The sequence below is a fragment of the Nicoliella sp. ESL1113 genome, from assembly GCF_058509245.1.
Genome location: NZ_CP196387.1, coordinates 1323140 through 1348235 on the forward strand (window position 1 = coordinate 1323140; position 25096 = coordinate 1348235).

The window sequence follows — 25096 nt, forward strand, 5'->3', positions numbered from 1 at the left end:
TTTATTGAGTTACATCAGGAGCCCATTCAAACTCAAGGCTCGGGTCAGCATTTAAATCGAGGCCTGCAAAACGCCCTTCTTTAAACATAATAAAGCCAGCTGCACCAATCATCGCAGCGTTATCACCACATAGTTTGCGTGGCGCCATTATTAATTTCGTATTTGGTAGTTGATCAATTGCTGATTGCAAGCGTGTCCGCAGTCCATTGTTGGCAGCTACTCCTCCTGCTAAGATCAATTGTTTGACTGGGTAGTTCTCCAACGCCCGCAGTGTTTTATCTACTAAAACATCTACGACCGCATTTTGAAAACTAGTTGCCAGGTCATCATGATTCAACTTATCACCTACTTGTTCTGCGTGATGGTAAGTGTTAATAAAGGCACTCTTTAACCCACTAAAACTAAAATCATAATTAGATGACTTATCCATTGCTCGTGGAAAGTTAAATGTATCCTTACCCTTCGCTGCCATCGCATCAACAGTAGGGCCTGCGGGGTAGTTAATCCCTAACACCCGACCAATTTTATCGTAGGCTTCACCAGCGGCATCATCGCGCGTTTCACCAATAATTTCGAACTGGCCCTCTTTGGGCATGTAAACCAATTCAGTGTGGCCACCAGAAACGACTAATGCAAGGGTTGGAAATTCAATTGGTTCGACAAAGCGAGCAGCATAAATATGCCCCGCGAGGTGGTTGACTGGAATTAACGGAAGGTGGTGAGCCCACGCAACCATCTTAGCAGCAGTCACCCCGATCAAAAGCGAACCTACTAATCCAGGCCCATAGGTAACGGCCACGGCATCTAAATCATCATAGGTAACATTGGCCTCTTGCATCGCATCACGAATACAGATGGTAATTTCTTCGATATGATGACGACTAGCAACTTCTGGAACTACGCCACCAAATCGTTTATGGCTATTGATCTGTGTGGCTACGATGTTAGAAAGAATTTGATTGCCATCTGCAATAATTGCGACACTAGTTTCATCGCAACTAGACTCAAATGACATGATTAAATTACGCTTCAAAATTATTCCTCCAAATTATAATCCATAATTAATTGGGCTATTATCAATTTCACTAATATCTAGCGTCATATCAATGGCATCTTCTTGATTATCAATATAGTAGTTATTTTTAATGCCTGAGCGTTTAAATCCTAAATCAGCATAAAGATGCTGAGCACGATAATTACTACTTCTCACTTCTAGCGTGATTTTTGAATAGTCAATGCGACGCGCTTTTTTAATAATTACCGTTAACAAGTAATATGCAAGCCCCCGATGTTGAAATTCTTTTTGAACCGCTAGATTCGTAATATGGCATTCCTTATTATTATCAAACATTGCACAACCAATGAATGCAACCAATTGATCATGATATCTAATTACTAAGTATAAACGGTCTTGATCACGCTTAAGTTCCCTTAGCATCGTATTGTAGTTCCATGGAGTTTTGCCGTCATAAACAGATTTTTCAATCTTTAATAATTCCGGGGTATCTGTAACCATGGCCCTTCCAATAAAGTACTTAACATTTTTAATTTCAATCGTATGGTTTTTAACCGCAATTTGTTGTTCACGAAATACTGCTTCACTTTTTAAAAATAGGCTATGGTACCATTGCTTAAACTTTTTTAACATATGAACTTGAATCCTCTTTTGGGTGTAGTTTTTGCCAATCGGCTTCTGCTTTCGTCAATCTCAAATAATTAGGAACAAACGTATCAATGTCTTGAACTGGTGGTAAAGTCTCGCCAAATAGTCCTAGGTTTGCAGCTTGAGGAAGGTTATCTAAATTATTAATCATCGTAAAATTAGCAGGCAAGCGATCGTTAAAATGATTAGCATCACCTAATCCAATAATCGATTCATTTTGATAGGCCTCCATTTTACTCAACCAACGGGATAATGAAACGTGTTGATCAGGAATCACTGCAACTGGGCGTCCGTTTTGAATCCGATACAATCCAGTAAACATGTTCTCATTTCTGGCATCAAACACTGAATTCACTAATTGACCTTCAATATTGATATTCAAAGCCAATGTTTGCAAACTAGAAACCCCCACTAATTTAATCCCTAGGGTAAATGCTAATACCTTAGCAGTCGCAGTTGCAATCCTAATTCCGGTATAAGAGCCAGGACCATCAGCAACTACCACGCGGTCTAAATCGCTGGGCTGCATTCCACAATCTTTCATTAGATTATCGATAATCGGTAGTAAGTATTGAGCATGTTTTTGATGCGTCGTTGTTGTCGTTGTTGCTAAAATTTGTTGATCCTCTAAGATCGCGATACTTAGGGGGCGATTGGAAGTATCCAATGCTAAAACCTTCATAAAATAATCTCCCTATTGTTGTTAATTTTTATCATGCTTATTATATACCATTATAAAGCATTAAAAAAAGCGAACCAGATGTTTAATCTACCTCGCCATCGTGTTGCCAAGTAATATTAGCAATTGCTGCTAATTGTTGATTGTGATAAATTTCGTGCTTCGTAACAACGGTTCCATCAATTTCTTGATGTTCATAATTACTTTCAATTACGTTGCCATAACGCACTTCGCTATCATATTTTAGGTTAATGTGAGCAGGAATGTTTTGAACTAAAAAATCATATGGTAATAAATCAGTCATCCAATCCAAATAACGAGTATTGTTGACGTGAATATTCGTATCAATATCGCTATAACGGATTCGATACTGGCGACTATTAGATAATGATTCAATCTTGCGTGGCTTTTTAATTCGAGGAGTTAACTTCACAGCATTAGATTGATAAGGATCCACAATTTGATGCGGGATCGGTGCTAAACGCCGTTGTTCAATATTCATTGAAACCCATAAGCTTTTGATGTAAACGCACTGACTGCCCTTCTCATCTAAAATCCAAAACTCTCGAAAGGCAAAAAATTTATTATAAGATGTCGATTGGGTTTGGATGGTAATATTTTCATCCGTCTTAGGAAGATGATTAATTTCTAAATCATATTGAATGACCACCCAAGTTACCCCAAACGATGCAATAAATTCATTGGTTAACCCAAGCTCTTCATTTTGATCCTCAGAAACTAAAATTGCCATGTTAAGGAGCATTGGTAACGTAACTCGATTCTGATTATCAGTTTCATAATAAGTGATTCGATGTTTTTCACTAAAGCGACTCACGATAAATGGTCAATCCTCCTTTTCAATATGGTGATATAGGTTATAAACTTCTTGCTTTTTAATTTGGTGTAACTTAGCAACTTGCTTAATCGCAACGTTTGGCTTATCACCTTGCGCAATTAAATAATCGACCTGTTCAACCATCGAAAGCCCGTTCAGTTCATCATCTTGATGATCATCGATTTGTGCCTCTGAATTGCCCTCAACAATAATTACGAATTCTCCCATAATTTTATTGTTGGCAGCCCAATCTAATAATTCAAGCAAGGTCCCCCTATGAAAATCCTCATACCGCTTTGTAATTTCCCTACATAAGACGGCACGTCTTCCTTCACCAAGTACGCTCGCCATGTTCTTAAGGGTTTTTCTTAAACGATGTGGCGCCTCATATAGAATGAACGTTTCTTGATGACGGTTCAGATCTTCAAGTTCAGCGATTTGATCACTTGGCTTCCGATTCAAAAAGCCATAGAAATAAAAGGGTTGTGGTGATAACCCAGATGCAATTAGTCCAGTTAATCCGGCATTCGCCCCTGGCAATGGAACGACTGGGATATTAGCCTCAATACAAGCAACCACTAATTCGTGTCCTGGATCACTTATCGATGGCATTCCCGCATCGCTAGCTTGGGCAATGTTCATTCCTGATTGCAATTTTTGAATCAATTCTGGAATCCGTTCCATTGTGTTATGTTCATGAAAACTAATTTCCTTAGTCTCAATTTCAAAATGATTCAATAATTTCTGGGTATTTCGTGTATCCTCAGCCGCAATTAAATCGACTTCACGAAGCACCTTAACTGCTCTAAAAGTCATGTCATCTAAATTGCCAATTGGGGTTGGCACTAGGTATAACGTTCCAGTATCATGTTTAGCAAAACTGTGTTGAACTTGCAATTTAATCCCTAACTTTCTTATTTTCGGTTAATAATTTCATCACAGAACATACAACCTTCACCATTTTCACGCGGTTTACCATAAAATTGATTACATACGTGAAATCCATCATTAAATAACTTTTCTAATATCTTGCGGGACTCATTATGCTTGGTTGCTTTCTGTGTTGGTACTTTTTGATCATGATTTTCATTTGAATGTGTTTCCAATAATTCACGCAAATGCTGATTTTCAATTTCTAATTCTGAATTTTTTTCCAAAACTTCGTTCATTGCTTCACGGAGTTCGGAAAAGCGGGTCAACATCGATTGAGTTTGAGACTCCATATTCTTTAACCCACTGTATAGCTCTTTATTATTCAATATCAATTTCACCCTTATTAATTGTTTAATTCAACTGATCTAGCACCTTTAAAGTAGTTGATTCTAAAACGTTTTGAAAATTAATGTTAATTGCTAAATCACTATTACTCTTAAGCATTAGTTCAATTATACTGAGCAACTTTTGCTTAGGAATCTGCAACGCAATTTGGTGAATTTGGCTATTAATTTGTGGAAAATTAAGTTCATTATCATCAACTGCTTTAAATTTAATATCTAATACATCCCGCCAAACTTCAATCATCATATCGATTGTAATTCGCTTTGCATCCTGATTATTAATCAAGGCCATCATATCAGTTTGCACCATTGTAAATGCAACTGGATTGCGCTTGTTGAGCTGAAGAAACCATTGACTAATTGCATTTTGCAACTTTGCGAACCAATTATTTTCAAACCACCCAGAGGCAGTATCAATATTATTAGTCATTTTCATAATTAAGTTAAAATATACACTATCAATACCAGCTTTAGTGAGTTCTTCGCTAAAGAGGGTCGGCGAAATTGAAGGAAATTCAACTAATTGGGTTCTTGAAATAATGGTTGGTAACAATAGTGATTTATTGCTGGTAAGTAGAAATGAAAATACATTCCCAACTGGCTCCTCAATAAACTTTAAAAGACTATTAGCAGCCTCTGTGGTCATTTTATCAGCATCATTGATTATGAATGCCTTTTGATTACCCTCAACAGCACTCTTGGTAAATTCAGCCTTTAATAATCGCACTTGATCAATTTTGATGCTTGCTCCGTCTGGTTCAATGATCATTACATCTGGATGCTGCCGACTGGCAATTCGGATACACTCATTGCACTTACCACAAGGTCTACCATCTTTTTGATGGGGACAAAACAATGCCATCGTAATCTGTAACGCAACCGCTAACTTCCCATTTCCTAGCGCCCCGCTAAATAGGTACGCATGGGTCAAATCATGGTCACTAACAACCTGGGCAAAATGATCAACTAATTGGGGTTGCTTAATAGATGCCTCTTTAATAATGGACTCAGCAACTGATTTTTCCATCGCCATTAGAATTGATAAAATTGATCCATTGGTAAGATCATTACAGTTGCCCCACCAACTTGGATTTTGACGGGATATGAACCTTCATTTGCTCCGCCATCTAGATTAACTGGTGGCGTCATATATTTCTTTCTAGTTCTTGAAATATTCTTGATGATATCTAAGGTTTTTTGCACCTTTTCATCTTCAATTCCAATCATGTAAGTGGTGTTCCCTGATTTAAGAAAGCCCCCAGTTGTAGATAACTTGGTTGCTCGAATATTATTTTTGATAAATGCCTCTTGTAGCTCACTAGTATCTTTATCTTGAATAACTGCAATTAATAATTTCATTATTTGTCACCCCTATTTAGATAATCGTGCAAAATTTTTAATACCGCATCATAAACTTCATCGATTGACCTAGTTGCGTCAACTCGGATGATTCGATTAGGATAATCATGAACTAGCTGCTCATAAGTAGAATGAACCCGATAATGAAATTCCTTGGTCTCAACATCCAATCGATCAACTTCATTGGCACTTCGATGAGCACTAATCCTATTTAAACCAACTTCAACCGGGACATCAAAATAAATCGTTAAGCCCGGCATTAAACCATCGGTAGCAAATTGATTCATGTCAAAAACTGGTTTGATTCCCAGCTGACGACCGCCACCTTGATAAGCAAGCGAACTGTCCAGGTATCGATCGCTTAAAACCAATTTACCCTTCTCCAGAGCTGGAATGACAGTCTCCACCAAATGTTGCCGTCTAGCGGCAGCATACAATAACGCTTCCGTTTTGAAATCCATTGCTTGATTATCACGGTCTAAAATTACATTCCTTATCATTTCTGAAATTCGATTCCCGCCTGGTTCACGAGTTAGGATCACTGGTACATCCAATTGGCTTTGCACGGTTTCAAAAACCCGTTTTAAAACCGTGGTTTTGCCAGCCCCATCAGAGCCTTCGAACGTAATAAAATTTTTATTCATTAGTAACTATCCTTTTTGTTTTCTAACTATAATTGTACTTTATTAAAAGTTCATTGGCAAAGCAAAAAGAGTCAAAACCACAAACGTGATTCCGACCCTTTAATAATCAAATACCGACGATTGAATCCGATTATTATGAACATTTCGGAATCTAGCTTCTCGATACAGATACAAATATTTACAACGAGCAAGTTGGGTTTGAGCAATAATTTCGTCATCCACTTCTGAAATTGCGTTTTGGGTTTCTTGAGCCCGTGACCATTCAGACTTTGCTTCGTCAATTGAATCCAATAATTCTTGATCATATTGCATTTTATTCTTTTGTGCACTGCTCTTTCTACCAAACATAAATAATTCGCCCCTAAATTTCGGTTCGACCTTGAACGGCTCTAAACAAAGTCATCTCATCAGCATACTCAATATCGCTTCCCACTGAAAGTCCATAAGCTAAACGAGTTACCTTAATTCCAGCTGGTTTAATCAACTTGGAAAGATACATTGCAGTTGCTTCTCCTTCGGGAGTTGCATTGGTAGCAATAATCACTTCGTTAACGGCTTCATTCGATTGTAGTCTCTTGATCAATGAACTAACGTTTAGTTCATCTGGACCAGTGCCATCCAAGGGAGATAAAACCCCACCTAAGACGTGATAAAGGCCATTATAATCCTTCATCTGCTCCATCGTCATGATATCCTTAGGTTGTTCAACTACTAAAATTTTGGTTTGATCACGATTTGGATCTTGACAAATTTCACATGGATCTTCATCGGTTAAGTTCCCACAAATCGAACAATAAGTTAGTTTATCCTTTGTTTCAGTAAGTGCTTCCGCAAAATTAGCAATGTCATCTTTGTTCATGTTAACAGTAAAATAGGCTAATCTAACGGCAGTCTTTTGTCCAATTCCTGGCAGATGCATATAACTAGCAATTAGTTTTGCAATTGGCTCTGGATATTGCATTTAAATTCCTTCTTTATTTTACATTCCTGGCATACCCTTAGTGTATTTACCAAGGGTACTTTGAGTTGCGTCATCAATTTTACCAAGCGCATCGTTTACAGCAGTTAATACCATGTCTGACAGCATGTCTGGATCTTCAGGATCGATTACTTCTGGGTTAATTTGCATGTCAGTCATCTTACGATCACCAGTAAATGTAACTTTGACCATTTCATCAGGAGCAGAGCCAATAAATTCTTGCTTGTTCAATTCTTCTTGTTCTGCACCCATTTGCTTTTGCATTTTTTTAACTTGCTTCAGCATTTTGTTCATGTTCATTCCATTCATCATATTATCTACCATCCTTTAATTAATCATCTTTAATATCTAAAATATCACTACCAAATGTTTTGATCGCTTTTTCAACAACGTCAGCATTCGAATCCGACTCAGTTGCGACTTGCGATTCTGAATTCGAACTTGATTGCTGAACGGTGGCAGCAACTTGCGAATCTTGATGTGCTAAATCATCAACACCGTCATCAGCACTTGATGAATTTAACGAATCATTAGAAGGCTTTAAATCATCCTTTACTGCAGCACTTTTGGGAACTGCAGAACTAGGGTTAGAATTTTCATTAGGCATTACCCCACTACGAGTGTAATAGTCATGCCTAACTTTAGGCCACTGGTTCTCTGACACATATGCCAAGTTAGGAGTATACCCAATAAATTGATTAAAGCCTTTACCAATTATATCATCTAATTCGCGGTCATTAACTGCCCGTTGGTAAAAGAAATCATAACCAAATGATACCACAACTCCACTACTGCTGGCAGCTACTGGGGTAGCAATACTAAGTAAAGATTTATAAATAATCGGCATCTTTTGGACTAACTCAGTCCAAGCGCTGCGCACGCGGACTAAGTCCTCCTTAGTGGCTGAATCTAAAATAGGATAAATTTTACTCAAGTTCACCTTAATTGTTTTTTGATTCACATCTATTTTATTATTCTGTTGATTGTTAGTCGAGGCAGCATTTACAGGTTGTGAATTCTGATTATTTTGCGATTGCTGCATTTGTTGTTGCTTAAGTTGATTGATCTGTTGTTTTAAGTCATTGATCTGAACAGACAAATTTTGAATTAGATGTTGGTCATTTTCATTGTGTTCGACAGAACTAGACGCATTATTTTGACTTAACGTTGCAATTTTAACCGTTAGCACCTCTAAATAAACATCTGGGTGCATTGTATACCGCATTTGTTGTTGGATATCATTCAAATTTTCAATAATTTGATAAATAATATTCGAATCTACCCGCTCAGCTAATTGTTTGAACTGGTCATTAACGATCCCTAACTCTTGTTCTAATAGCATTTCAGGAGCTTGTTTATAAAGAAGGATGTTTTGATAATAACTAATCAAGTCTTCAATAAATTGCCCAGCATCTTTGCCCTCATCCATAATTTTACGAACAGAAACTAGCGCAGCTTTCACATCTTGATTAAAAACATCACTTACGTACTGAAATAGTAAAGACGTAGTAACACTGCCAGTAACTTGCAGCGCATTATCATAGGTAACAACATCATCTCCATATGACATCGTTTGATCTAAAATGCTCAAGGCATCCCGCATTCCACCCTCAGCTGCCTTCGCAATTACCTTCAAAGCACGATCGTCATATTTGACTGATTTTTGATTCAGTATATATTCCATTCGTTCTAAGATATCCTTAGGTTGAATCCGTTTAAAATCAAAACGCTGGGTCCGAGAAATAATCGTAGCTGGCAGCTTATGGGGCTCCGTCGTCGCTAATATAAAAATAACGTTAGCAGGAGGTTCTTCTAATGTCTTTAACAAGGCATTAAAGGCCCCCGTAGAAAGCATGTGAACTTCATCGATAATATAAACTTTGTATGTCGCTTCAGTTGGCGCATACTTGGCCTTATCACGAATGTCTCGAATTTCATCAACCCCATTATTAGAAGCGGCATCGATTTCAATTACATCATTTAAGGTCCCATTCGTAATGGATTTACAAATTTTACATTCATTACAAGGTTCACCATCCTTTACGTTCGGACAATTAACAGCCTTTGCAAAAATCTTGGCAGCAGATGTTTTACCAGTTCCACGGGGCCCAGAGAATAGGTAAGCATGACTAATTTGATTCGTAATAATGGTATTCTTTAACGTTTCAGTAATAACGTGTTGGCCAACTAAATCGGCAAAACGTTGGGGCCGCCAAACTCGGTACAGCGCTTGATAACTCATCTACTTTTCCTCCTAATAATGATAACGATAACGAAACAACTATTAACAATTATAAATGGAATTAAACACGATTTCTAATCAAACCATGTTAAAATAAAAAATCTCTTAGCCTAAACAGACTAAGAGGGCGTTATTCTATGTACGAGAAGCACAGAACGTAGGAAACTTAGTGCTGCTTCCTTCCGGATCTGACACGGTTCGTTAGCACATCCTTGCTTCAAGGCCTAACGGCAAATATTATCTTAACTTATTTTACTATGATTGTCCAGAACGACGAGCCATTTTTTTACGCTTCCGAGCTGCCTTAAAAAATGATTTCATTATCGTTTTAGAATCATTAGCTAATATCCCACCGTTAACGTTGACTTGATGATTAAATCGCTGATCGTTCAAAACTTGGTATAGGCTATCAACTACCCCACCCTTAGCATTACGGGAACCATAATAAAGATTTTTAATGCGCGCATTTAAAATCGCCCCCGCACACATTAAACAGGGTTCAACGGTTACATATAGATCACAATCTTCTAAGCGCCAACTATTCAAAGTACTACAGGCCTCTTGAATCGCAAAAATCTCAGCATGACCAGTTGCATCCTCGGCTAATTCACGGAGATTATGGCCAGTCCCGATTACCCTGCCATTATGAACGACTACTGCTCCAATTGGCACTTCATGAATGTAATAGGCCACTCGAGCCTCAGTTAGCGCCATTTGCATAAAAGATTCAATTTGTTGATTGTCCATTTGACCCCCTGCTATTGCTTGCGACTTTCTAAAATGTAATAACCTTTATCACGCTTTAAAACCTTACAATTGCCAAACGTGTTGGTCATTAATCGCTTAGCGGAAGGCGCCCCTTGCTTTTTTTGTAAAACAACGGTAAGCCGTCCTCCGATTACTAAGTGCTCCAATGCGCCAGTGATCATATCATCAACAACTTTTTTACCAGCTCGTACTGGTGGATTCGTAATTACAGCTGCAAATTGTTCTGGAACCGATTCATAACCATCAGAATTTTTAACGATCACGTTTTGGACCTGGTTTTGCTTAGCATTTACTTCAGCCAATGCTAACGCCCGATTGTTAACATCAACTAAGGTAAATTGACGATGTGGGTACTTTTTAGCCAAGGACAAACCAATTGGACCATATCCACAACCTAAATCTAAGATGTCTCCATCGGGAAGGGCATTAATTTCAACGTTGTCAATTAAAACCCGTGATCCATAATCAACAGTCTTTTTCGAAAAAACACCGTTATCGGTAGTGAAAGTAAATCGATTCCCTAATAATTCAAAATTCCATGTCTGTTCTTCGTGTTTAACATCAGGATTTGGTGTATAATAATATTCAGTCATTTCTACCATCCGTTTCTATAAGGTTAATAATATTTATCGAATTTAATACTAAAAAAGTAATTTTAAAATTGTTTCACACATTATCATAATACCACATCTAGTGTTACACGAATTTAGAGACACTACTTGTGGTATTTTTACATTGAAATTATTTATTAAGAGTGTAAAATTAAAACATGTCGATATCAATTGAGGTTCACCTCAATTGATTCGAATTAAAATGAAAATTTACTGGAGGTCGCGCTTATGACACAAGTTACCCTATTCTCAAAAAACAACTGTATGCAATGCAAAATGACAAAACGTTTTCTAGAAGAACACTCAATCGACTTCAATGAAATCAACATCAATGAACAACCAGAATACATTGAAACATTAAAATCAGAAGGATTTATGGCAATGCCAGTTGTTAAAGCTGACGGCATTAAGGCATTTAGCGGTTTTAGACCTGATCAACTAAATAAGTTATCAGTGTTAGCCTAAGCTTAAATAATTCTACTACAATGGCGATGTCTGTAAAGACCTCGCCACTTTTATTTTAGCAAATTTTGAAGGAGAGCGTGGAGAAATAATGGGACTATCGAATCTAAAGGACGTTACTTATTACGACTTAAACAATGAAATCAACATCCCAGTTGATGGTCAAATTCAACTGGACAAGGACAAAGAAGCACTAGCAGCCTTTTTAAAGGAAAACGTCCAACCAAATACTAAGCAATTTGAATCATTAAAAGCAAAATACCAATACCTAGTTGATAATGACTATTTGGAAAAGGAATTCATAAGCAAGTACAACTTTAGCTTCATTGAAAAGCTATATGATTACTTAAAGGCACAAAATTTCCATTTCAAAACATTCATGGCCGCATATAAATTCTATGCCCAATATGCTTTAAAAACTAACGATAATGAATACTACCTAGAAAACTTCATTGATCGTGCAGCCGTAAACGCCCTTTACTTTGCTGATGGTAACGAAGAATTGGCAATGAGTTTAGCAAATGAAATCATTAACCAACGTTACCAACCAGCTACCCCTAGTTTCTTAAATGCCGGGCGGAAGCGTCGTGGTGAACTGGTATCTTGTTTCTTAATTCAAACAACTGATGATATGAATACAATTGGTAGAACCATTAATTCCGCCCTTCAATTATCCAGAATTGGTGGCGGGGTTGGAATCAACCTTTCGAACTTAAGAGCCGCTGGCGATCCAATCAAGCACATTGAAGGAGCCGCAAGTGGGGTCGTTCCAGTAATGAAATTGCTAGAAGATAGTTTCTCATACTCCAACCAATTAGGCCAACGCCAAGGAGCCGGAGTGGTTTATCTCAGTCTTTTCCATCCTGACATTATTTCCTTCCTATCCGCTAAAAAAGAAAACGCTGATGAAAAAATTCGGGTCAAGACCCTGTCATTAGGGGTAACCGTTCCTGATAAGTTCTATGAACTAGTGAGAGCTGATGCTGATATGTACCTATTCAGTCCTTACGATGTTGAACGGATTTATGGCGAACCCTTCTCATACGTTGATATTTCAAAAGAATATGACAACATGGTCAACAATCCGGAAATCAAAAAGACTAAGATCAAGGCGCGGGAGCTAGAAACTGAGATCAGTAAGCTTCAACAAGAATCAGGCTATCCTTACATCATCAATATCGATACTGCTAATCGTGCAAACCCAATCGATGGTAAGATCGTAATGAGTAACCTTTGTTCCGAAATCATGCAGGTTCAAACCCCATCCACTGTTAATAATAAGCAAGAATACGTTAAGTTGGGGACTGATATTTCATGTAACCTAGGATCCACAAATATGGTCAATATGATGGCAAGTCCTGATTTTGGCAAGTCGATCGAGGCAATGGTCCGAGCACTTACATTCGTTACCGATCATTCAGACATTGATGTCGTTCCATCAATTCAACATGGTAATAAATTAGCCCATACCATTGGTTTAGGCGCAATGGGGCTCCACAGTTTTCTCGCTAAAAATCAAATCGAATACGGTGCACCTGAATCCATTGAATTCACTGGCGTATACTTTATGCTATTGAACTACTGGACACTAAAGGTTTCTAACCAAATCGCACGGGAACGAAATACCAGTTTCCATAATTTCGAAAAGAGCAAGTACGCAGATGGGACTTACTTTGATAAATACGTTGAAAAGGATTGGGGTCCACAATCAGAACGGGTCAAGGAACTATTCAAGGGCATTTTCGTCCCGACCACTAAAGATTGGAACGAATTAAAACAAGCCGTTATGAAGGATGGCCTTTACCACCAAAATCGATTAGCAGTCGCACCGAACGGATCGATTTCATACATCAATGATACTACTGCTAGTTTACATCCGATCATTAGCCGAATCGAAGAACGGTACGAATCAAAGATCGGTAAAATCTATTACCCTGCTCCATACCTTTCAAATGATACGATCAAGTACTACAAGTCTGCTTACGATATCGATATGCGCAAGGTCATCGACGTTTACGCAGCTGCTCAAGAACACATTGATCAAAGCATGAGTTTGACGCTATTCATGCGTTCCACCATTCCAGAAGGCCTCTACGAATGGAAGAATGGTCGGACTGATAAGATGTCGACTCGTGATCTAAACATCCTGAGAAACTACGCTTACTATAAGGGAATTAAATCATTATACTACGTGAGAACATTTACAGATGACCAACAAGAAGTTGGGGCTAGTCAATGTGAAAGCTGTGTAATTTAAGATTATCTAATAAGTAGTTGTATAAATGATAATTATTAGTTATAGTTATTAGATATGTTTAATATTCGAACAGAAAGCTTATTTTATAGGATGGGAGAATCTCATGGAAAATTATAAAGCAATTAACTGGAACGCAATCAATGATGAAATTGACAAGGCTACCTGGGAAAAGTTAACCGAACAATTTTGGTTAGACACTCGGGTACCATTGTCAAACGATCTTCATGATTGGCGGAGCCTTGATGATGACCATAAATGGGTCGTGGGGCACGTTTTTGGCGGATTGACATTATTAGATACTTTGCAATCTCAAGATGGGATGGCAGCTTTAAAACAAGATGTTAGAACCCCTCATGAAACTGCAGTATTAAATAACATTCAATTTATGGAATCAGTGCATGCCAAAAGCTATTCATCAATTTTTTCAACGTTAAATACGAATGAAGAAATTAAAGAAATTTTTGATTGGAGCGACAGTGAAGAGTTCTTACAAAATAAAACTAAGAAGATATACACGCTCTATCATGACGACAGCCATCCACTAAAGAAAAAGGTTTCCAGTGTTTTCCTTGAAACATTCTTATTCTATTCTGGCTTCTTTACCCCATTATGGTACCTCGGTAATAATAAGTTACCAAACGTAGCTGAAATCATTAAGTTAATTTTACGTGACGAATCGGTCCACGGAACTTATATTGGTTATAAATTCCAATTAGCTTTTAATCAACTTCCAGATAGTGAAAAAGAATCGATTAAAAGTTGGATGTATGACTTCCTTTATGAATTATATTCTAATGAAGAAAAGTACGTTCACGTGCTTTACGATCAAGTTGGCTGGTCTGACGAAGTCCTAACTTTTACCAGATATAATGCTAATAAAGCATTGATGAACCTAGGTCAAGATCCACTCTTCCCTGATACTGCAGATGATGTTAATCCAATCGTTATGAACGGAATTTCAACTTCCACTGCTAACCATGACTTCTTTTCACAAGTTGGAAATGGGTATCGGCTAGGCCAAGTTGAGGCAATGAATAACGATGACTATGATATCGGTCGTCCTAAAAAATAATCAATCTACGCAAAAAGTGCCCCCTAGAATTATCTAGGGAGCACTTTTTTGGTTACTTCGATGAAAATAACTGTGCAATTAATTTAAACGGTCCTCGTTGATGCTGTTCCCCGCCAATCCGTTCGTTCACAATCATCAAAATTTGCAGCATTGTAAATATCAATGAACTCTTTCTGCGATAAACGATGTAACGAGGGACCCAGACATTAACGTATTTTTCCTTATATGATCTTAATCCTTGGAAACTATAAAACGATTGACCATAACGATAAACTAAGTTAGCAAGCTTTTCATCAATAAAACTAAACCGTGAACGACCAACATTTGATAATGGTGCCATTCCTAAGTTAAAGTATTGGTACTTATTTTCCAATGAATATTGGAATAAATTAATGAAAATGCCATCCATGATTCCAGATGGAGCATCTTCACTTGAACGCATCAAATCAATTGAAGTGATGTCATGTTCACCAGTTGGCATAATATTGGCAAACGCAACTACCTTGCCATCTTGGTTCTTCATGATCGCAATTGGTGCCTGATTCAAATAATAAGGGTCAAAATAGCCTAGCGAAAAGCCCTTTTCAGAATTGCCGTTTAACCACTGGTCAGAAATATCCTTCAATTCATTCATAAATTGATCATCAAACGGTGGCTGAACAATTGAAAATACATACCCATCACGTTCAAACTTATGCATCAAAGCTCGTTCACCCCGATGTTTTTTACCAACTAAGGTGAACTTGCTTAATTCGACCATTCCTTCTTCACCAGCCTTGGTAAAATCAAAGCCCTTTTCATGAAGGATCATGGTGAATTTTTCCCCAACTTCATAGAATACTAATGATAAACCAATTTTATCAGCATCGACCATAAATTGATCGATTGCTGCTGAAACCCGTTCTTGATTTCCAACTGGTTCTCCCATAATAACTAATTTATTTGCCTTTCGCTTAAACATAAAGAAGACTTGATCTTCATCATCTTCGGTATAGAAATAGATCTGCTTGTCGCGAACAAACGCTAAGTGACTCACTTCATTGCCACCAAATTGTTCAATTACTTTGCGAACTCGATCGGCATTAAAGGGTTGGTCTAACCATTTAGATTCCTTAGATGAGAAGTAGCGATAAATAATTACTAAAATTAGCGAAGCAGCTAACAATCCTAGAAAACCGGATAACCAAACCTGCTGGGATGGGAATAGATAGGAATTTTGTTGATGGAAAAAGCCCTTAAATGGTCCATGCTTAAAGTTATGGTGAAAACGGTTATAAATACCTAACAACGTGTAAGCTGTAAATGTAAATGCAAAAATAACCGTATCCATAATTCGTTGACCCCAGGAATAAGATAGTCGGGAACGATATAGTGAACCCTTGGATGCCCATAATAACAATATCAATATGATTGATAAAATGGTCATATTAGCAGGAAAACTCTCTTTCCACAAGGTATTACCAATCGCAACTATTAAAACGACTACCGTAGGCCAAAAAGCCCGATTGACTCTTGAACCGTATCCGCGCGCTAATCCAATGAGAATAAACGCTACGATAATTGTCGACAATTGATTCAAGAAGTAGAACGTATAAGGCTCGAACGATAGATAAAAGCTATTTACCAATACCACGTTCGGTAAGGTAATCGAAAGTAACAACATAATTCCAGAAAAATAAAGGAAAAATGTCATTAAAAGCTGCGATGTCCTTTGAAAAATGGTCTTTGGAATATCATCTAAAAATTCATTAATCCGTTTCCCGTAATCATGAATGAACAGAATTAATGCAATCACAAACGGAATAACATAGTAAAAGATTCGGTAGAGTGCCAGCCAAACTAGTGTTTGTGGTTTATCAAGTCCGATCATAATCAATCCAGTCGTAATGGTTACATCGAATCCGCCCAATCCACCGGGCGTCATTCCAATTACCCCCATTAGGTTGGCGATAATGAATAACGGAAATACTGAGACTAAATTAACTTCAACGTGCATTAAAGCACCAATAATTAAGAACAGTGCAGCACAGCTTCCCCATTCTAAACAAGAACCCATGATCAAAGTTAATTCTCTTTTAATGGTTAAATCTTTGAAAAAATCTGAATTATTCAGACGAGTAATAATGAAAATAATGGGGAAATAAAGCGCTCCCGCAAAAAGAAATGGCCAATAATTAGCTAATACGCCATCCATATCGAAGCCAAAGATCATTATTAACGAAACCCAACAGAAAGTGGAAAGTCCCGCCAATAAAAACAATGCAATTTTAGAAATCGCATATAAGATTTCCTTAGGCTTAGCATTTTCATTGTAAAAATTAGCTCGTAGACTTGCCCCAATCAGTCCACCCAAACCCAGGATATTGGTAAACGCATTGGTAATCCATCCGGTTTTGACAATATAAAGGGGCTTAAATTTACCAGGTAAAAATTTCACAATTGTAAAATCATATACTAGCATTGGTAAAACCGCAATAATCCCCAATACAGACATGATTAATAGCGATGTTGGCGATTGACTTTCAAAACTAGCCTTAACCTGTTGACCATTCACTTCAGAAATAATTTTAGAAAATTCTCGAATTGAAAAAATTAAAACTGAAAAAATGAATAAAATTCGAATAACCTTAAGGTGCCTAGCAAAAAATTCCCTAGTATTTTGATATAAAGATTTCAACGGAAGTGCCCTCCATCTCTAAACTTAGTTCCAATAAACAAAAAAGCGCATGGCATCTAAATGCCACACGCTTTAAGCTTAATACTAAAATTACTTAAGGGTAACAGTAGCACCAGCAGCTTCAAGTTGTTCCTTGAGCTTGTTAGCTTCTTCTTCAGAAACGCCTTCCTTAACAACGGCAGGAGCACCGTCAACCATGTCCTTAGCGTCCTTCAAACCAGCACCAGTGATTTCACGAACTGCCTTGATAACCTTGATCTTAGCACTACCAGCTGAAGTTAATTCAACGTCGAATGAATCCTTAGCGCCACCATCGGCACCAGCAGCACCAGCAGCTGCAACAGGAGCAGCAGCTGAAACACCGAATTCATCTTCGATTGACTTAACTAAGTCGTTTAAGTCAGAGATTGAAGCATCTTTAAGTTGAGCAATAATATTATCTTTATCAAAAGCCATTTTATTTTCCTCCATTTTGGATAAATTTTAATTTTTAAGCGGCACTATCGTCGTCTTTACTTTCAGCAATTGCCTTAACACCGTAAGCAACGTTCCGAATAGGAGCTTGCAATACGTTAGCAAGAGTAGCAAGTAATTCGTCACGACTTGGTAATGAAGCGAATTCATTAATTTCATCTAATGAAGCAACCTTCTTTTCAATCATACCACCCTTGATAACAAGAGCGTCATTATTGTCAGCAAAGTTCTTCAAGATCTTAGCGGGAGCAATTGGGTCTTCGTTAGAGAAGGCAACTGCAGTAGGTCCCTTAAAGATATCCTTTAATTCTTCATAACCAGCCTTTTCAGCAGCACGACTGATAACGTTGTTTTTAATAACGTTAAATGAAACGTCAGCATCACGTAATTGCTTACGTAAGTCAGTAACGTCAGCAACATCTAATCCACGGTAGTTAACTACGATCGCAGAGTTAGCATCTTGCAATTTCTTTGTAAATTCTGCTACTAATTCTTCCTTAGCAGCTAAAACATCTTTACGCATCCATTTTCACCTCCCAAATTTGTTTGGGATTTAAATAAAAAAATCCCCACGCCTACCCAGACATAGAGAGAATTGAATTCCTCGGCAGGATATTTAAGGCGAACGCCACCTGAGTCTTAGGTAGATTGATATAACAGAGTAACTATACCACAAGGGATCGTTACAGTCAATATGAGGATTTTTTATTTCGATCCTAGTTTAATAACTTAGAATGATTCAACGTCAACCTTAACTCCAGGGCCAAAAGTTGAAGCGATTGAAATATTCTTAATGTAAGTCCCACGTACTGAAGCAGGGCGGTTCTTAGCAATAATGTTTTCAATTTCTTTTAAGTTACCAACTAATTTGTCAGCATCGAATGATACCTTACCAACTAAAACAGCAACGTTTCCGTCACGGTCAGTACGGTAAGTAACTTGACCTGCTTTGGCATCATTAACAGCCTTAGCAACGTCCATAGTAACAGTACCAGTCTTAGGGTTTGGCATTAAACCTTTAGGTCCAAGTACCCGACCAAGACGACCAACTTGTGCCATCATGTCAGGAGTAGCGATTGCAACATCAAAGTCCAACCAACCGTCTTGAATCTTTTCAGCTAAATCAGCGTCACCAACGAAGTCAGCGCCAGCTTCCTTAGCAGCAGCGGCCTTGTCACCTTTAGCAAATACAACAACAGTTTGGTCTTTACCGGTCCCATTTGGTAACACAGTAGCACCACGCAATTGTTGGTCTGCTTGCTTAGTATCAACGTTTAAGTTAAATGCAACTTCAACACTTGCGTCAAAGTTTGCAAAATCAATTTTCTTAACCAAGTTAACTGCATCTTCAACAGAGTAAGCCTTTTCGCGGTCTACTTGCTTAAGTGCGTCTTGGTATTTTTTACCTCTATTACGAGCCATGTGTATTTTCCTCCTTGCAATTGTGGTTATAACGGATAAACCTCCCACTTGATACCCTAAAATCAATTAGAGCATCGGGGCCTACCCACAGTATGAATGAAATTACTTAACAGTGATCCCCATACTGCGTGCAGTACCTTCGACCATACGCATTGCGGCTTCTACATCAGCTGCGTTAAGATCTTTCATCTTAGTTTCGGCGATTTCCTTCACTTGGTCCTTGGTAACTTCAGCTACCTTGTTAGTGTTAGGTTCACCAGAACCCTTTTGAATTCCAGCAGCTTTCTTTAATAATACTGCAGCTGGTGGTGTCTTAGTAATAAATTCGAATGAACGGTCATCGAAAACAGTAATAACAACTGGGATAATCATACCAGCTTGATCAGCGGTACGGGCATTAAAGTCCTTAGTGAATCCCATGATGTTAATTCCAGCTTGACCTAAAGCAGGTCCAACTGGAGGAGCGGGTGTTGCTTTACCCGCAGGAATTTGTAATTTAACTACATTAGCTACTTTTTTAGCCACGAGACATACCTCCTTAAGTCCGTGTGTGGTAAATGGAGATCTAAATTTCTCCTCCCACGTTCAAAAACATATGCAAAAAACATACAAAAGTAAATATAACACAAAGTTATTTGTGTTTCAAGGTTTTATTCATCAGTTTTAATTTGATTAAAATCTAATTCAGCACTAGTTTCCCGACCGAACATATCAATATCAACCTTTAATTTAGCTTTTTCATTATCAATTTCAATAATCTTACCAGATAGTCCGGAAAATGCACCATCAATAATGGTAACAGTGTCACCAACTTTGGCATCGATTTCCTTTGTTTCAGGAGTTTGATCCAAACGACTCAAGATTAATTCTACTTCATCAGGTAGCAATGGCGTTGGCTTACTTCCTTGTCCATGGGAACCAATAAAACCAGTCACTCCTGGTGTATTTCGAACAATATACCATGATTCATCGGTCATAACCATTTGAATTAATACATATCCAGGGAAAGTCTTGTCCATTTTAATCTTATCTTTCCCGTTCTTAACTTCATGTTCTTCTTGTTCAGGAACGACTACTCTAAAGATATAGTTAGACATCCCCATTGATTCCTTACGTGACTCGATGTTCGCTTTGACACGGTTCTCATAACCAGAGTAAGTATGTAATACATACCATTGTTTTTCTGCTGATTCTACCATTTCAAATTGCTCCTTTATTTATTAATCATTCAACCATCTAGAATATTATATCATAATAACCACTATCCACTAATTATGCAAAATTTTCCAAAATAAAAAAACCTCACATTTGTAGGTTTTTATATATCTTATAAAATCTTTAATAATAGCTGAACCAAGTGGTCGACAACTGCAAAGAAAACTGCAAATAAAATTGTAACTCCTAAAACAGTTGAAGTATCTTCCCTTGTTTGTTTAGCATTAGGCCAAACAACAATTTTCATTTCTTGAATAACGCTCTTAAAAAAATTAATTAATCGCATAAGACCCTCCTACTAGCGTGTCTCTCGATGCAAAGTATGCTTTCCACAGTGCTTACAAAATTTTTTTACTTCTAGGCGTTCAGATCGTTTTGAATTGTCATCCGTGATGTAATTCCGTGATCCACAAACTGAACATGCTAGTACTAACTTATTTTTTGACATAGGAATACCCCCACGTAATCATTTAAATATTAGCATGTTCAACCTTGGTAGTCAAACATCACTAAATCAACGTTCATTCCATTTGGTTAAACTTACGCTTACAACGTTCAAAAGCATTTATTACTTTTTCTTCCGAACAATTATACTTATTAGCAATCTTACTTATGGAGGATGATTTTACCATTTCACCAAAAACCCTAGATTCAAATTTAGAAAGCTTACTAAAGATTGCACTTAGCTTTTCAATTTGAAAAATTAATTTTTCAGGACAAAATGAATTCGTATCAACAAGCGTATCAGAATAAAAACCCTCAGATGCTTCAAATGAACTCACTAAATTATCAGGAAATCTTTTTTGGGCATTTTTACGCCGAATTAAATCAAAAAAGCGGTTTTTTAATGCTTGGCGGTAATAACTACCAAAGCTAATCCCTCTGTCACAATCATATTTATCTACGATTCGGACTAAAACGATCATTGATTCTTGATACCAATCCTCAATTTCCATTCCCTTGATAAAATATTGACGCCACATTTTATTAACGATTGGTTTATATTTATTAAATAACTTTCTAATTGATTGTTCGTTCCCACTTTGAATCGATTTAATTAAATCAATTTCACTAATAATTTGGTTTTTATGAATGGGTTTTTTAGATTTTATAACATGCGTAGTAGTAGTATTCGCAATTCGATTTTGTTCGATCGTGTTCATTATGGATCACCCCCTTTTAAACAAATTTAGCAAAAGGGTATCATAACAACAAGCGAACATTTATTCTTAAAACATGTACCAATTATTAAATATTAATTAATTAATAAAAATTAAATTAATTTATTGATCTGAAAGACGGTCTCGTAAATGCGCTAACTTACTTAACTGTTGATCTGAAAAAGGTGAATTACGTCCACTGCCTATGTTTTTATAACTATGCACATGGCGCGTAATTTCCTTTTTAGCACGCGTAACATCCCGCAATAAATCTCGGGAAGTCAATCGCAATGCGCCAGCTGAAAACACAGTCCATTGTTCAGCTTGATCACTGGTAACTACTATCACTTGGATAAAACGAGATTGCTTCTTACGAGCTAACGCTTCGATGTAGCTATCAGCAGTTTCATCCTTACCAGTCCAAACAATATCAAGATTATAATGTTTATCTTTTTTAGCCAACCCAGGAACATACATCGCATCAAAAATTATTACCATATTAATTTTACGGTATTTTTGATATTCCGATAAAATCCGTAGTAATTCGTCACGTGCTTCTGGTAAGCGATTATCCAATTTTAGTTCATTTAACTTTGGCCAACTACCAATTACATTATAAGCATCGACCAACAATAGCTGCTCTTTCATAATTAATCAACTCCATTATTTTAAGATAATGGATTTCTGGAGTTAAAACATTGATACATTAATAGTCCGGCAGCCACACTTGCATTTAAACTTTGTAATTCTCCGACCATTGGGATTGTTAACATTTCATCAACTTGCTTCTTTAGAAGCGGTGAAATTCCCTTGCCCTCATTTCCAATTACCAAAGCAACCGCACCATTTCCATTCCATTTCCGGTAATCAGTTCCATTAACATCGGTTCCAAAAATCCAAACATTACGATCTTTTAATTCATTTACGGTTTGTACCAAATTTGTAACCCGAGCAACTGGAACCCGTTCAATCGCGCCAGCAGAAGTCTTAGCAACAGTTGAAGTTAAACCGACTGCACGATGCTTTGGAATAATGATTCCAGAAACACCAGCAGCATCAGCGGTTCTCATAATGGAACCTAAGTTATGTGGATCCTCAATACTATCCAAAATTACGAAAAATGGAGCAGTCCCCTTTTTTTCAGCATTTTCAAAAATTTCATCGATCGTTGCGTATTTATATGATGCAATCGCCAAAATGACACCTTGGTGATTTTGATGATCTGAAAGTAAATCTAACTTTGCTTTTGGAACCATCGAAATAATTAAATGACGACCCTTTGCTAATTTAATTATTTCACTAACCACTGCATCGCTTTTTTTAATTCCATCTTGCAAAAACACTTTATTAATTTCCTGCTTACTTCTTAAAGCCGCAACTGCAGGATGGCGGCCAATCACAAAATCGTCATTACTTTTCATGAATCGTTCTCCCATTATCAACTTGTTTTATACACCAATCAGCTAAGAAATTGAGCCGATCTAATTCTTCACTTAACGATAGGTAGCCCATTAACGCCTCAAATCCAGTTGAAATGCGATAAGTTACAACACTGGTGTTTTTAGCATGGGTATAACTCTTTGCATTTCTTCCCCGTTTAAAGACCGCCCATTCCGCTTCAGAAAGAATCCCATCTTCTTGCATTAGAGCAATCAAAGCTGCTTGCGCTTTCGCTGAAACGTACTTAGTAGCCACTTTTTGTAACCGATTTGGCTTCGTGATTCCAAGTGTAAGGAGGTGCTTGCGGATGTATACCTCATAAACTGAATCGCCTAAATAAGCTAAAACAATCCCGTTAAGCTGTTGATAATCAACATTCTTCTCTGTCATTATGATTCCCTTCTGAAACGAGTTCCTTGTGCTGTATCTTCAAGCACGATTCCCTGTGCCTTTAGCTCTGCTCTGATCTGATCACTACGTTCAAAATTACGATCATCACGCGCTTGATTCCGTTCTTGAATTAAGGCTTCAATTTTTTGATCATCTAATTGATCAACCGTAAACTCAATCCCAAAAATACTAGCTAGTTGCTTTAAACGTTGTAAGATCAACTTGATAGTATCCTTGAACACCAATGGGCGTTCGGAATAAACATTCCCTAACTTAGCTAATTCATAGACTTTATCAATTCCATTTTGCACATTAAAGTCATCATCCATGGCATCTTGAAAATCTGCTTGGATCTGTCTAATTTCTTGATCGACCTTTGGATCATTATAATCATCAGCATCCTTAAGCCGATAGCTTAAATTACTATAAGCAGTTTTGATTTTCTTTAAATTAGCAGCCGCTGTTTGCAAGTTAGTAGGATTATAATTAATTGGTCTACGATATTGAGTCGTCGACATCAAAAAACGGACTGCTTGTGGATCAGTGGTTTTAATTAAGTCATGGACCGTCACAAAGTTACCTAGGGACTTACTCATCTTTTCATTGTCTTCACCAACGGTCACGAATCCATTATGCATCCAGTAGTTAACGAATGTTTGCCCAGTTCTAGCTTGGCTTTGGGCACGTTCATTTTCATGATGAGGAAATTCTAGGTCGATGCCCCCACCATGAATATCGATTGTATCGCCGAGATACTTGGTAGCCATTACTGAACATTCAATATGCCATCCGGGACGACCCTTCCCCCATGGGGAATCCCAAGCAATCTCATCGCCCTTTTGCTTCTTCCAAAGTGCAAAATCAATTGGATCTTCTTTTTGGGCTGTTTCCTCATCACTAACGTGTTTACTAGCACCAGCCTCTAAGTCATCGATACTTTCATGCGCTAATTGACCATAGGTCGCAAACTTACGGGCCCGATAATAAACATTTCCATCAACGACGTAAGCATATCCCTTATCAACTAAATCACTAACGAATTGAATAATTTCTGGAATGTTTTCTGTAGCACGCGGATGCTTGGTTGCCTTTTGGACATTTAAAGCCCGCGTATCTTCCATAAATGCAGCAATATATCTATCTGCCAGCTCGGGAACTGTAATCCCCTCTTGCTTAGCCGCATTAATCATCTTATCGTCAACGTCAGTAAAATTAGAAACATAATTAACTTGATATCCGCAGTATTCTAAGTAACGGCGAATGGTATCAAAAGCAACGACACTTCTCGCATTGCCAATGTGGATGTAATTGTAGACGGTAGGTCCACAGACGTACATATTCACTACTCCTGGATGAATTGGTTCAAAGTTTTCTTTTTCTTGAGTTAACGTATTGTAAATTTTTAGCACATCCTACACCCCAATCTCAAAATTATTAATAAGTGTTTTCATTTTAGCATAAACTAATCAT

General features: G+C 37.5%; 31 protein-coding genes, 1 other RNA gene and 1 other annotated feature. Of the genes, 3 read left to right on the plus strand and 29 right to left on the minus strand.

Annotation, left to right across the window (positions count from 1 at the left end):
- Position 1: 1 nt before the first annotated feature.
- From tsaD to ACSYTJ_RS05800, 16 genes are all read right to left on the minus strand, one after another.
- Positions 2–1015, minus strand: a complete 1014-nt coding sequence (gene tsaD / locus ACSYTJ_RS05725; RefSeq protein ID WP_491720136.1) for a tRNA (adenosine(37)-N6)-threonylcarbamoyltransferase complex transferase subunit TsaD — start codon at positions 1013–1015, stop codon at positions 2–4.
- A 33-nt stretch (positions 1016–1048) separates the two neighbouring features.
- A complete protein-coding gene (gene rimI, locus ACSYTJ_RS05730; protein WP_491716643.1) occupies positions 1049–1648 on the minus strand; it encodes a ribosomal protein S18-alanine N-acetyltransferase in 600 nt (199 codons plus the stop codon).
- Positions 1632–2345 (minus strand): tRNA (adenosine(37)-N6)-threonylcarbamoyltransferase complex dimerization subunit type 1 TsaB, encoded by a 714-nt coding sequence (gene tsaB, locus ACSYTJ_RS05735; protein ID WP_491719721.1) that lies wholly within the window; start codon positions 2343–2345, stop codon positions 1632–1634. Before tsaB ends, rimI begins: the two co-directional genes overlap by 17 nt.
- Before the next feature lie 82 nt (positions 2346–2427).
- Positions 2428–3177: an acyl-[acyl-carrier-protein] thioesterase gene (locus tag ACSYTJ_RS05740; RefSeq protein WP_491719722.1), complete on the minus strand. Its 750-nt coding sequence runs from the start codon at positions 3175–3177 to the stop codon at positions 2428–2430.
- A 9-nt stretch (positions 3178–3186) separates the two neighbouring features.
- The gene (gene rsmI, locus ACSYTJ_RS05745; protein ID WP_491719723.1) at positions 3187–4074 is read right to left on the minus strand and encodes a 16S rRNA (cytidine(1402)-2'-O)-methyltransferase; all 888 of its coding nucleotides are present in this window, start codon (positions 4072–4074) and stop codon (positions 3187–3189) included.
- A 17-nt stretch (positions 4075–4091) separates the two neighbouring features.
- Positions 4092–4436: a DNA replication initiation control protein YabA gene (locus tag ACSYTJ_RS05750; protein WP_491716647.1), complete on the minus strand. Its 345-nt coding sequence runs from the start codon at positions 4434–4436 to the stop codon at positions 4092–4094.
- A 25-nt stretch (positions 4437–4461) separates the two neighbouring features.
- Entirely contained in the window at positions 4462–5481 is a 1020-nt protein-coding gene (gene holB, locus ACSYTJ_RS05755) for a DNA polymerase III subunit delta' (RefSeq protein WP_491719724.1), read from the minus strand.
- Positions 5482–5486: 5 nt separating this feature from the next.
- Positions 5487–5813: a cyclic di-AMP receptor DarA gene (gene darA / locus ACSYTJ_RS05760; protein WP_491716649.1), complete on the minus strand. Its 327-nt coding sequence runs from the start codon at positions 5811–5813 to the stop codon at positions 5487–5489.
- Positions 5813–6457 (minus strand): dTMP kinase, encoded by a 645-nt coding sequence (gene tmk / locus ACSYTJ_RS05765; protein ID WP_491719725.1) that lies wholly within the window; start codon positions 6455–6457, stop codon positions 5813–5815. The genes darA and tmk overlap by 1 nt, the downstream gene beginning before the upstream one ends.
- 99 nt (positions 6458–6556) lie before the next feature.
- Positions 6557–6805: a YaaL family protein gene (locus tag ACSYTJ_RS05770; protein ID WP_491716651.1), complete on the minus strand. Its 249-nt coding sequence runs from the start codon at positions 6803–6805 to the stop codon at positions 6557–6559.
- Positions 6806–6818: 13 nt separating this feature from the next.
- Complete coding sequence (gene recR / locus ACSYTJ_RS05775) at positions 6819–7418, minus strand: recombination mediator RecR (RefSeq protein WP_491716652.1); 600 nt, start codon at positions 7416–7418, stop codon at positions 6819–6821.
- An 18-nt stretch (positions 7419–7436) separates the two neighbouring features.
- Positions 7437–7748 carry a YbaB/EbfC family nucleoid-associated protein gene (locus ACSYTJ_RS05780; RefSeq protein WP_491719726.1) on the minus strand — a complete coding sequence of 104 codons (312 nt, stop codon included), beginning with the start codon at positions 7746–7748 and terminating at the stop codon, positions 7437–7439.
- A gap of 19 nt (positions 7749–7767) precedes the next feature.
- Positions 7768–9678, minus strand: a complete 1911-nt coding sequence (gene dnaX, locus ACSYTJ_RS05785; protein WP_491719727.1) for a DNA polymerase III subunit gamma/tau — start codon at positions 9676–9678, stop codon at positions 7768–7770.
- Between the two features lie 137 nt (positions 9679–9815).
- Positions 9816–9902: signal recognition particle sRNA small type (gene ffs, locus ACSYTJ_RS05790), an RNA gene on the minus strand.
- 31 nt (positions 9903–9933) lie between these two features.
- Positions 9934–10425: a tRNA adenosine(34) deaminase TadA gene (tadA, locus tag ACSYTJ_RS05795; protein ID WP_491719728.1), complete on the minus strand. Its 492-nt coding sequence runs from the start codon at positions 10423–10425 to the stop codon at positions 9934–9936.
- Between the two features lie 11 nt (positions 10426–10436).
- Positions 10437–11039, minus strand: a complete 603-nt coding sequence (locus ACSYTJ_RS05800; RefSeq protein WP_491716656.1) for a class I SAM-dependent methyltransferase — start codon at positions 11037–11039, stop codon at positions 10437–10439.
- Positions 11040–11285: 246 nt separating this feature from the next.
- Here ACSYTJ_RS05800 and ACSYTJ_RS05805 point away from each other — a divergent pair, with 246 nt between their 5' ends.
- From ACSYTJ_RS05805 to nrdF, 3 genes are all read left to right on the plus strand, one after another.
- Positions 11286–11522, plus strand: a complete 237-nt coding sequence (locus tag ACSYTJ_RS05805; RefSeq protein ID WP_491716657.1) for a redoxin NrdH — start codon at positions 11286–11288, stop codon at positions 11520–11522.
- A gap of 88 nt (positions 11523–11610) precedes the next feature.
- On the plus strand, positions 11611–13776 hold the full coding sequence (gene nrdE / locus ACSYTJ_RS05810; RefSeq protein ID WP_491719729.1) for a class 1b ribonucleoside-diphosphate reductase subunit alpha: 2166 nt from the start codon (positions 11611–11613) through the stop codon (positions 13774–13776).
- Positions 13777–13879: 103 nt separating this feature from the next.
- A complete protein-coding gene (gene nrdF, locus ACSYTJ_RS05815) occupies positions 13880–14848 on the plus strand; it encodes a class 1b ribonucleoside-diphosphate reductase subunit beta (protein ID WP_491716659.1) in 969 nt (322 codons plus the stop codon).
- Positions 14849–14900: 52 nt separating this feature from the next.
- Here the strand turns inward: nrdF and mprF are convergent, their stop codons facing one another.
- The 13 genes from mprF to cysS form a co-directional block, all read right to left on the minus strand.
- Complete coding sequence (mprF, locus tag ACSYTJ_RS05820) at positions 14901–17525, minus strand: bifunctional lysylphosphatidylglycerol flippase/synthetase MprF (RefSeq protein WP_491719730.1); 2625 nt, start codon at positions 17523–17525, stop codon at positions 14901–14903.
- Positions 17526–17615: 90 nt separating this feature from the next.
- The gene (rplL, locus tag ACSYTJ_RS05825; RefSeq protein ID WP_491716661.1) at positions 17616–17981 is read right to left on the minus strand and encodes a 50S ribosomal protein L7/L12; all 366 of its coding nucleotides are present in this window, start codon (positions 17979–17981) and stop codon (positions 17616–17618) included.
- Positions 17982–18015: 34 nt separating this feature from the next.
- Complete coding sequence (gene rplJ / locus ACSYTJ_RS05830) at positions 18016–18522, minus strand: 50S ribosomal protein L10 (RefSeq protein ID WP_491716662.1); 507 nt, start codon at positions 18520–18522, stop codon at positions 18016–18018.
- Positions 18523–18550: 28 nt separating this feature from the next.
- Positions 18551–18661 (minus strand) — a sequence feature (ribosomal protein L10 leader region).
- Between the two features lie 67 nt (positions 18662–18728).
- Positions 18729–19421: a 50S ribosomal protein L1 gene (gene rplA / locus ACSYTJ_RS05835; protein ID WP_219282776.1), complete on the minus strand. Its 693-nt coding sequence runs from the start codon at positions 19419–19421 to the stop codon at positions 18729–18731.
- 102 nt (positions 19422–19523) lie between these two features.
- Positions 19524–19946, minus strand: coding sequence for a 50S ribosomal protein L11 (rplK, locus tag ACSYTJ_RS05840; protein ID WP_491716663.1), 423 nt, complete (start codon positions 19944–19946; stop codon positions 19524–19526).
- A gap of 125 nt (positions 19947–20071) precedes the next feature.
- Positions 20072–20620 (minus strand): transcription termination/antitermination protein NusG, encoded by a 549-nt coding sequence (gene nusG / locus ACSYTJ_RS05845; protein ID WP_491716664.1) that lies wholly within the window; start codon positions 20618–20620, stop codon positions 20072–20074.
- 128 nt (positions 20621–20748) lie between these two features.
- A complete protein-coding gene (gene secE / locus ACSYTJ_RS05850) occupies positions 20749–20922 on the minus strand; it encodes a preprotein translocase subunit SecE (RefSeq protein ID WP_491716665.1) in 174 nt (57 codons plus the stop codon).
- Between the two features lie 12 nt (positions 20923–20934).
- Positions 20935–21084, minus strand: a complete 150-nt coding sequence (gene rpmG, locus ACSYTJ_RS05855; protein WP_491716666.1) for a 50S ribosomal protein L33 — start codon at positions 21082–21084, stop codon at positions 20935–20937.
- A gap of 73 nt (positions 21085–21157) precedes the next feature.
- Positions 21158–21799: a sigma-70 family RNA polymerase sigma factor gene (locus ACSYTJ_RS05860; RefSeq protein WP_491719731.1), complete on the minus strand. Its 642-nt coding sequence runs from the start codon at positions 21797–21799 to the stop codon at positions 21158–21160.
- A gap of 120 nt (positions 21800–21919) precedes the next feature.
- Positions 21920–22444 carry an NYN domain-containing protein gene (locus ACSYTJ_RS05865; RefSeq protein ID WP_491716668.1) on the minus strand — a complete coding sequence of 175 codons (525 nt, stop codon included), beginning with the start codon at positions 22442–22444 and terminating at the stop codon, positions 21920–21922.
- A 20-nt stretch (positions 22445–22464) separates the two neighbouring features.
- Positions 22465–23217 carry a 23S rRNA (guanosine(2251)-2'-O)-methyltransferase RlmB gene (gene rlmB, locus ACSYTJ_RS05870; protein WP_491716669.1) on the minus strand — a complete coding sequence of 251 codons (753 nt, stop codon included), beginning with the start codon at positions 23215–23217 and terminating at the stop codon, positions 22465–22467.
- The gene (locus ACSYTJ_RS05875; RefSeq protein WP_491719732.1) at positions 23207–23626 is read right to left on the minus strand and encodes a Mini-ribonuclease 3; all 420 of its coding nucleotides are present in this window, start codon (positions 23624–23626) and stop codon (positions 23207–23209) included. Before ACSYTJ_RS05875 ends, rlmB begins: the two co-directional genes overlap by 11 nt.
- Positions 23626–25035, minus strand: a complete 1410-nt coding sequence (cysS, locus tag ACSYTJ_RS05880; protein ID WP_491716671.1) for a cysteine--tRNA ligase — start codon at positions 25033–25035, stop codon at positions 23626–23628. The genes ACSYTJ_RS05875 and cysS overlap by 1 nt, the downstream gene beginning before the upstream one ends.
- Positions 25036–25096: the final 61 nt, after the last annotated feature.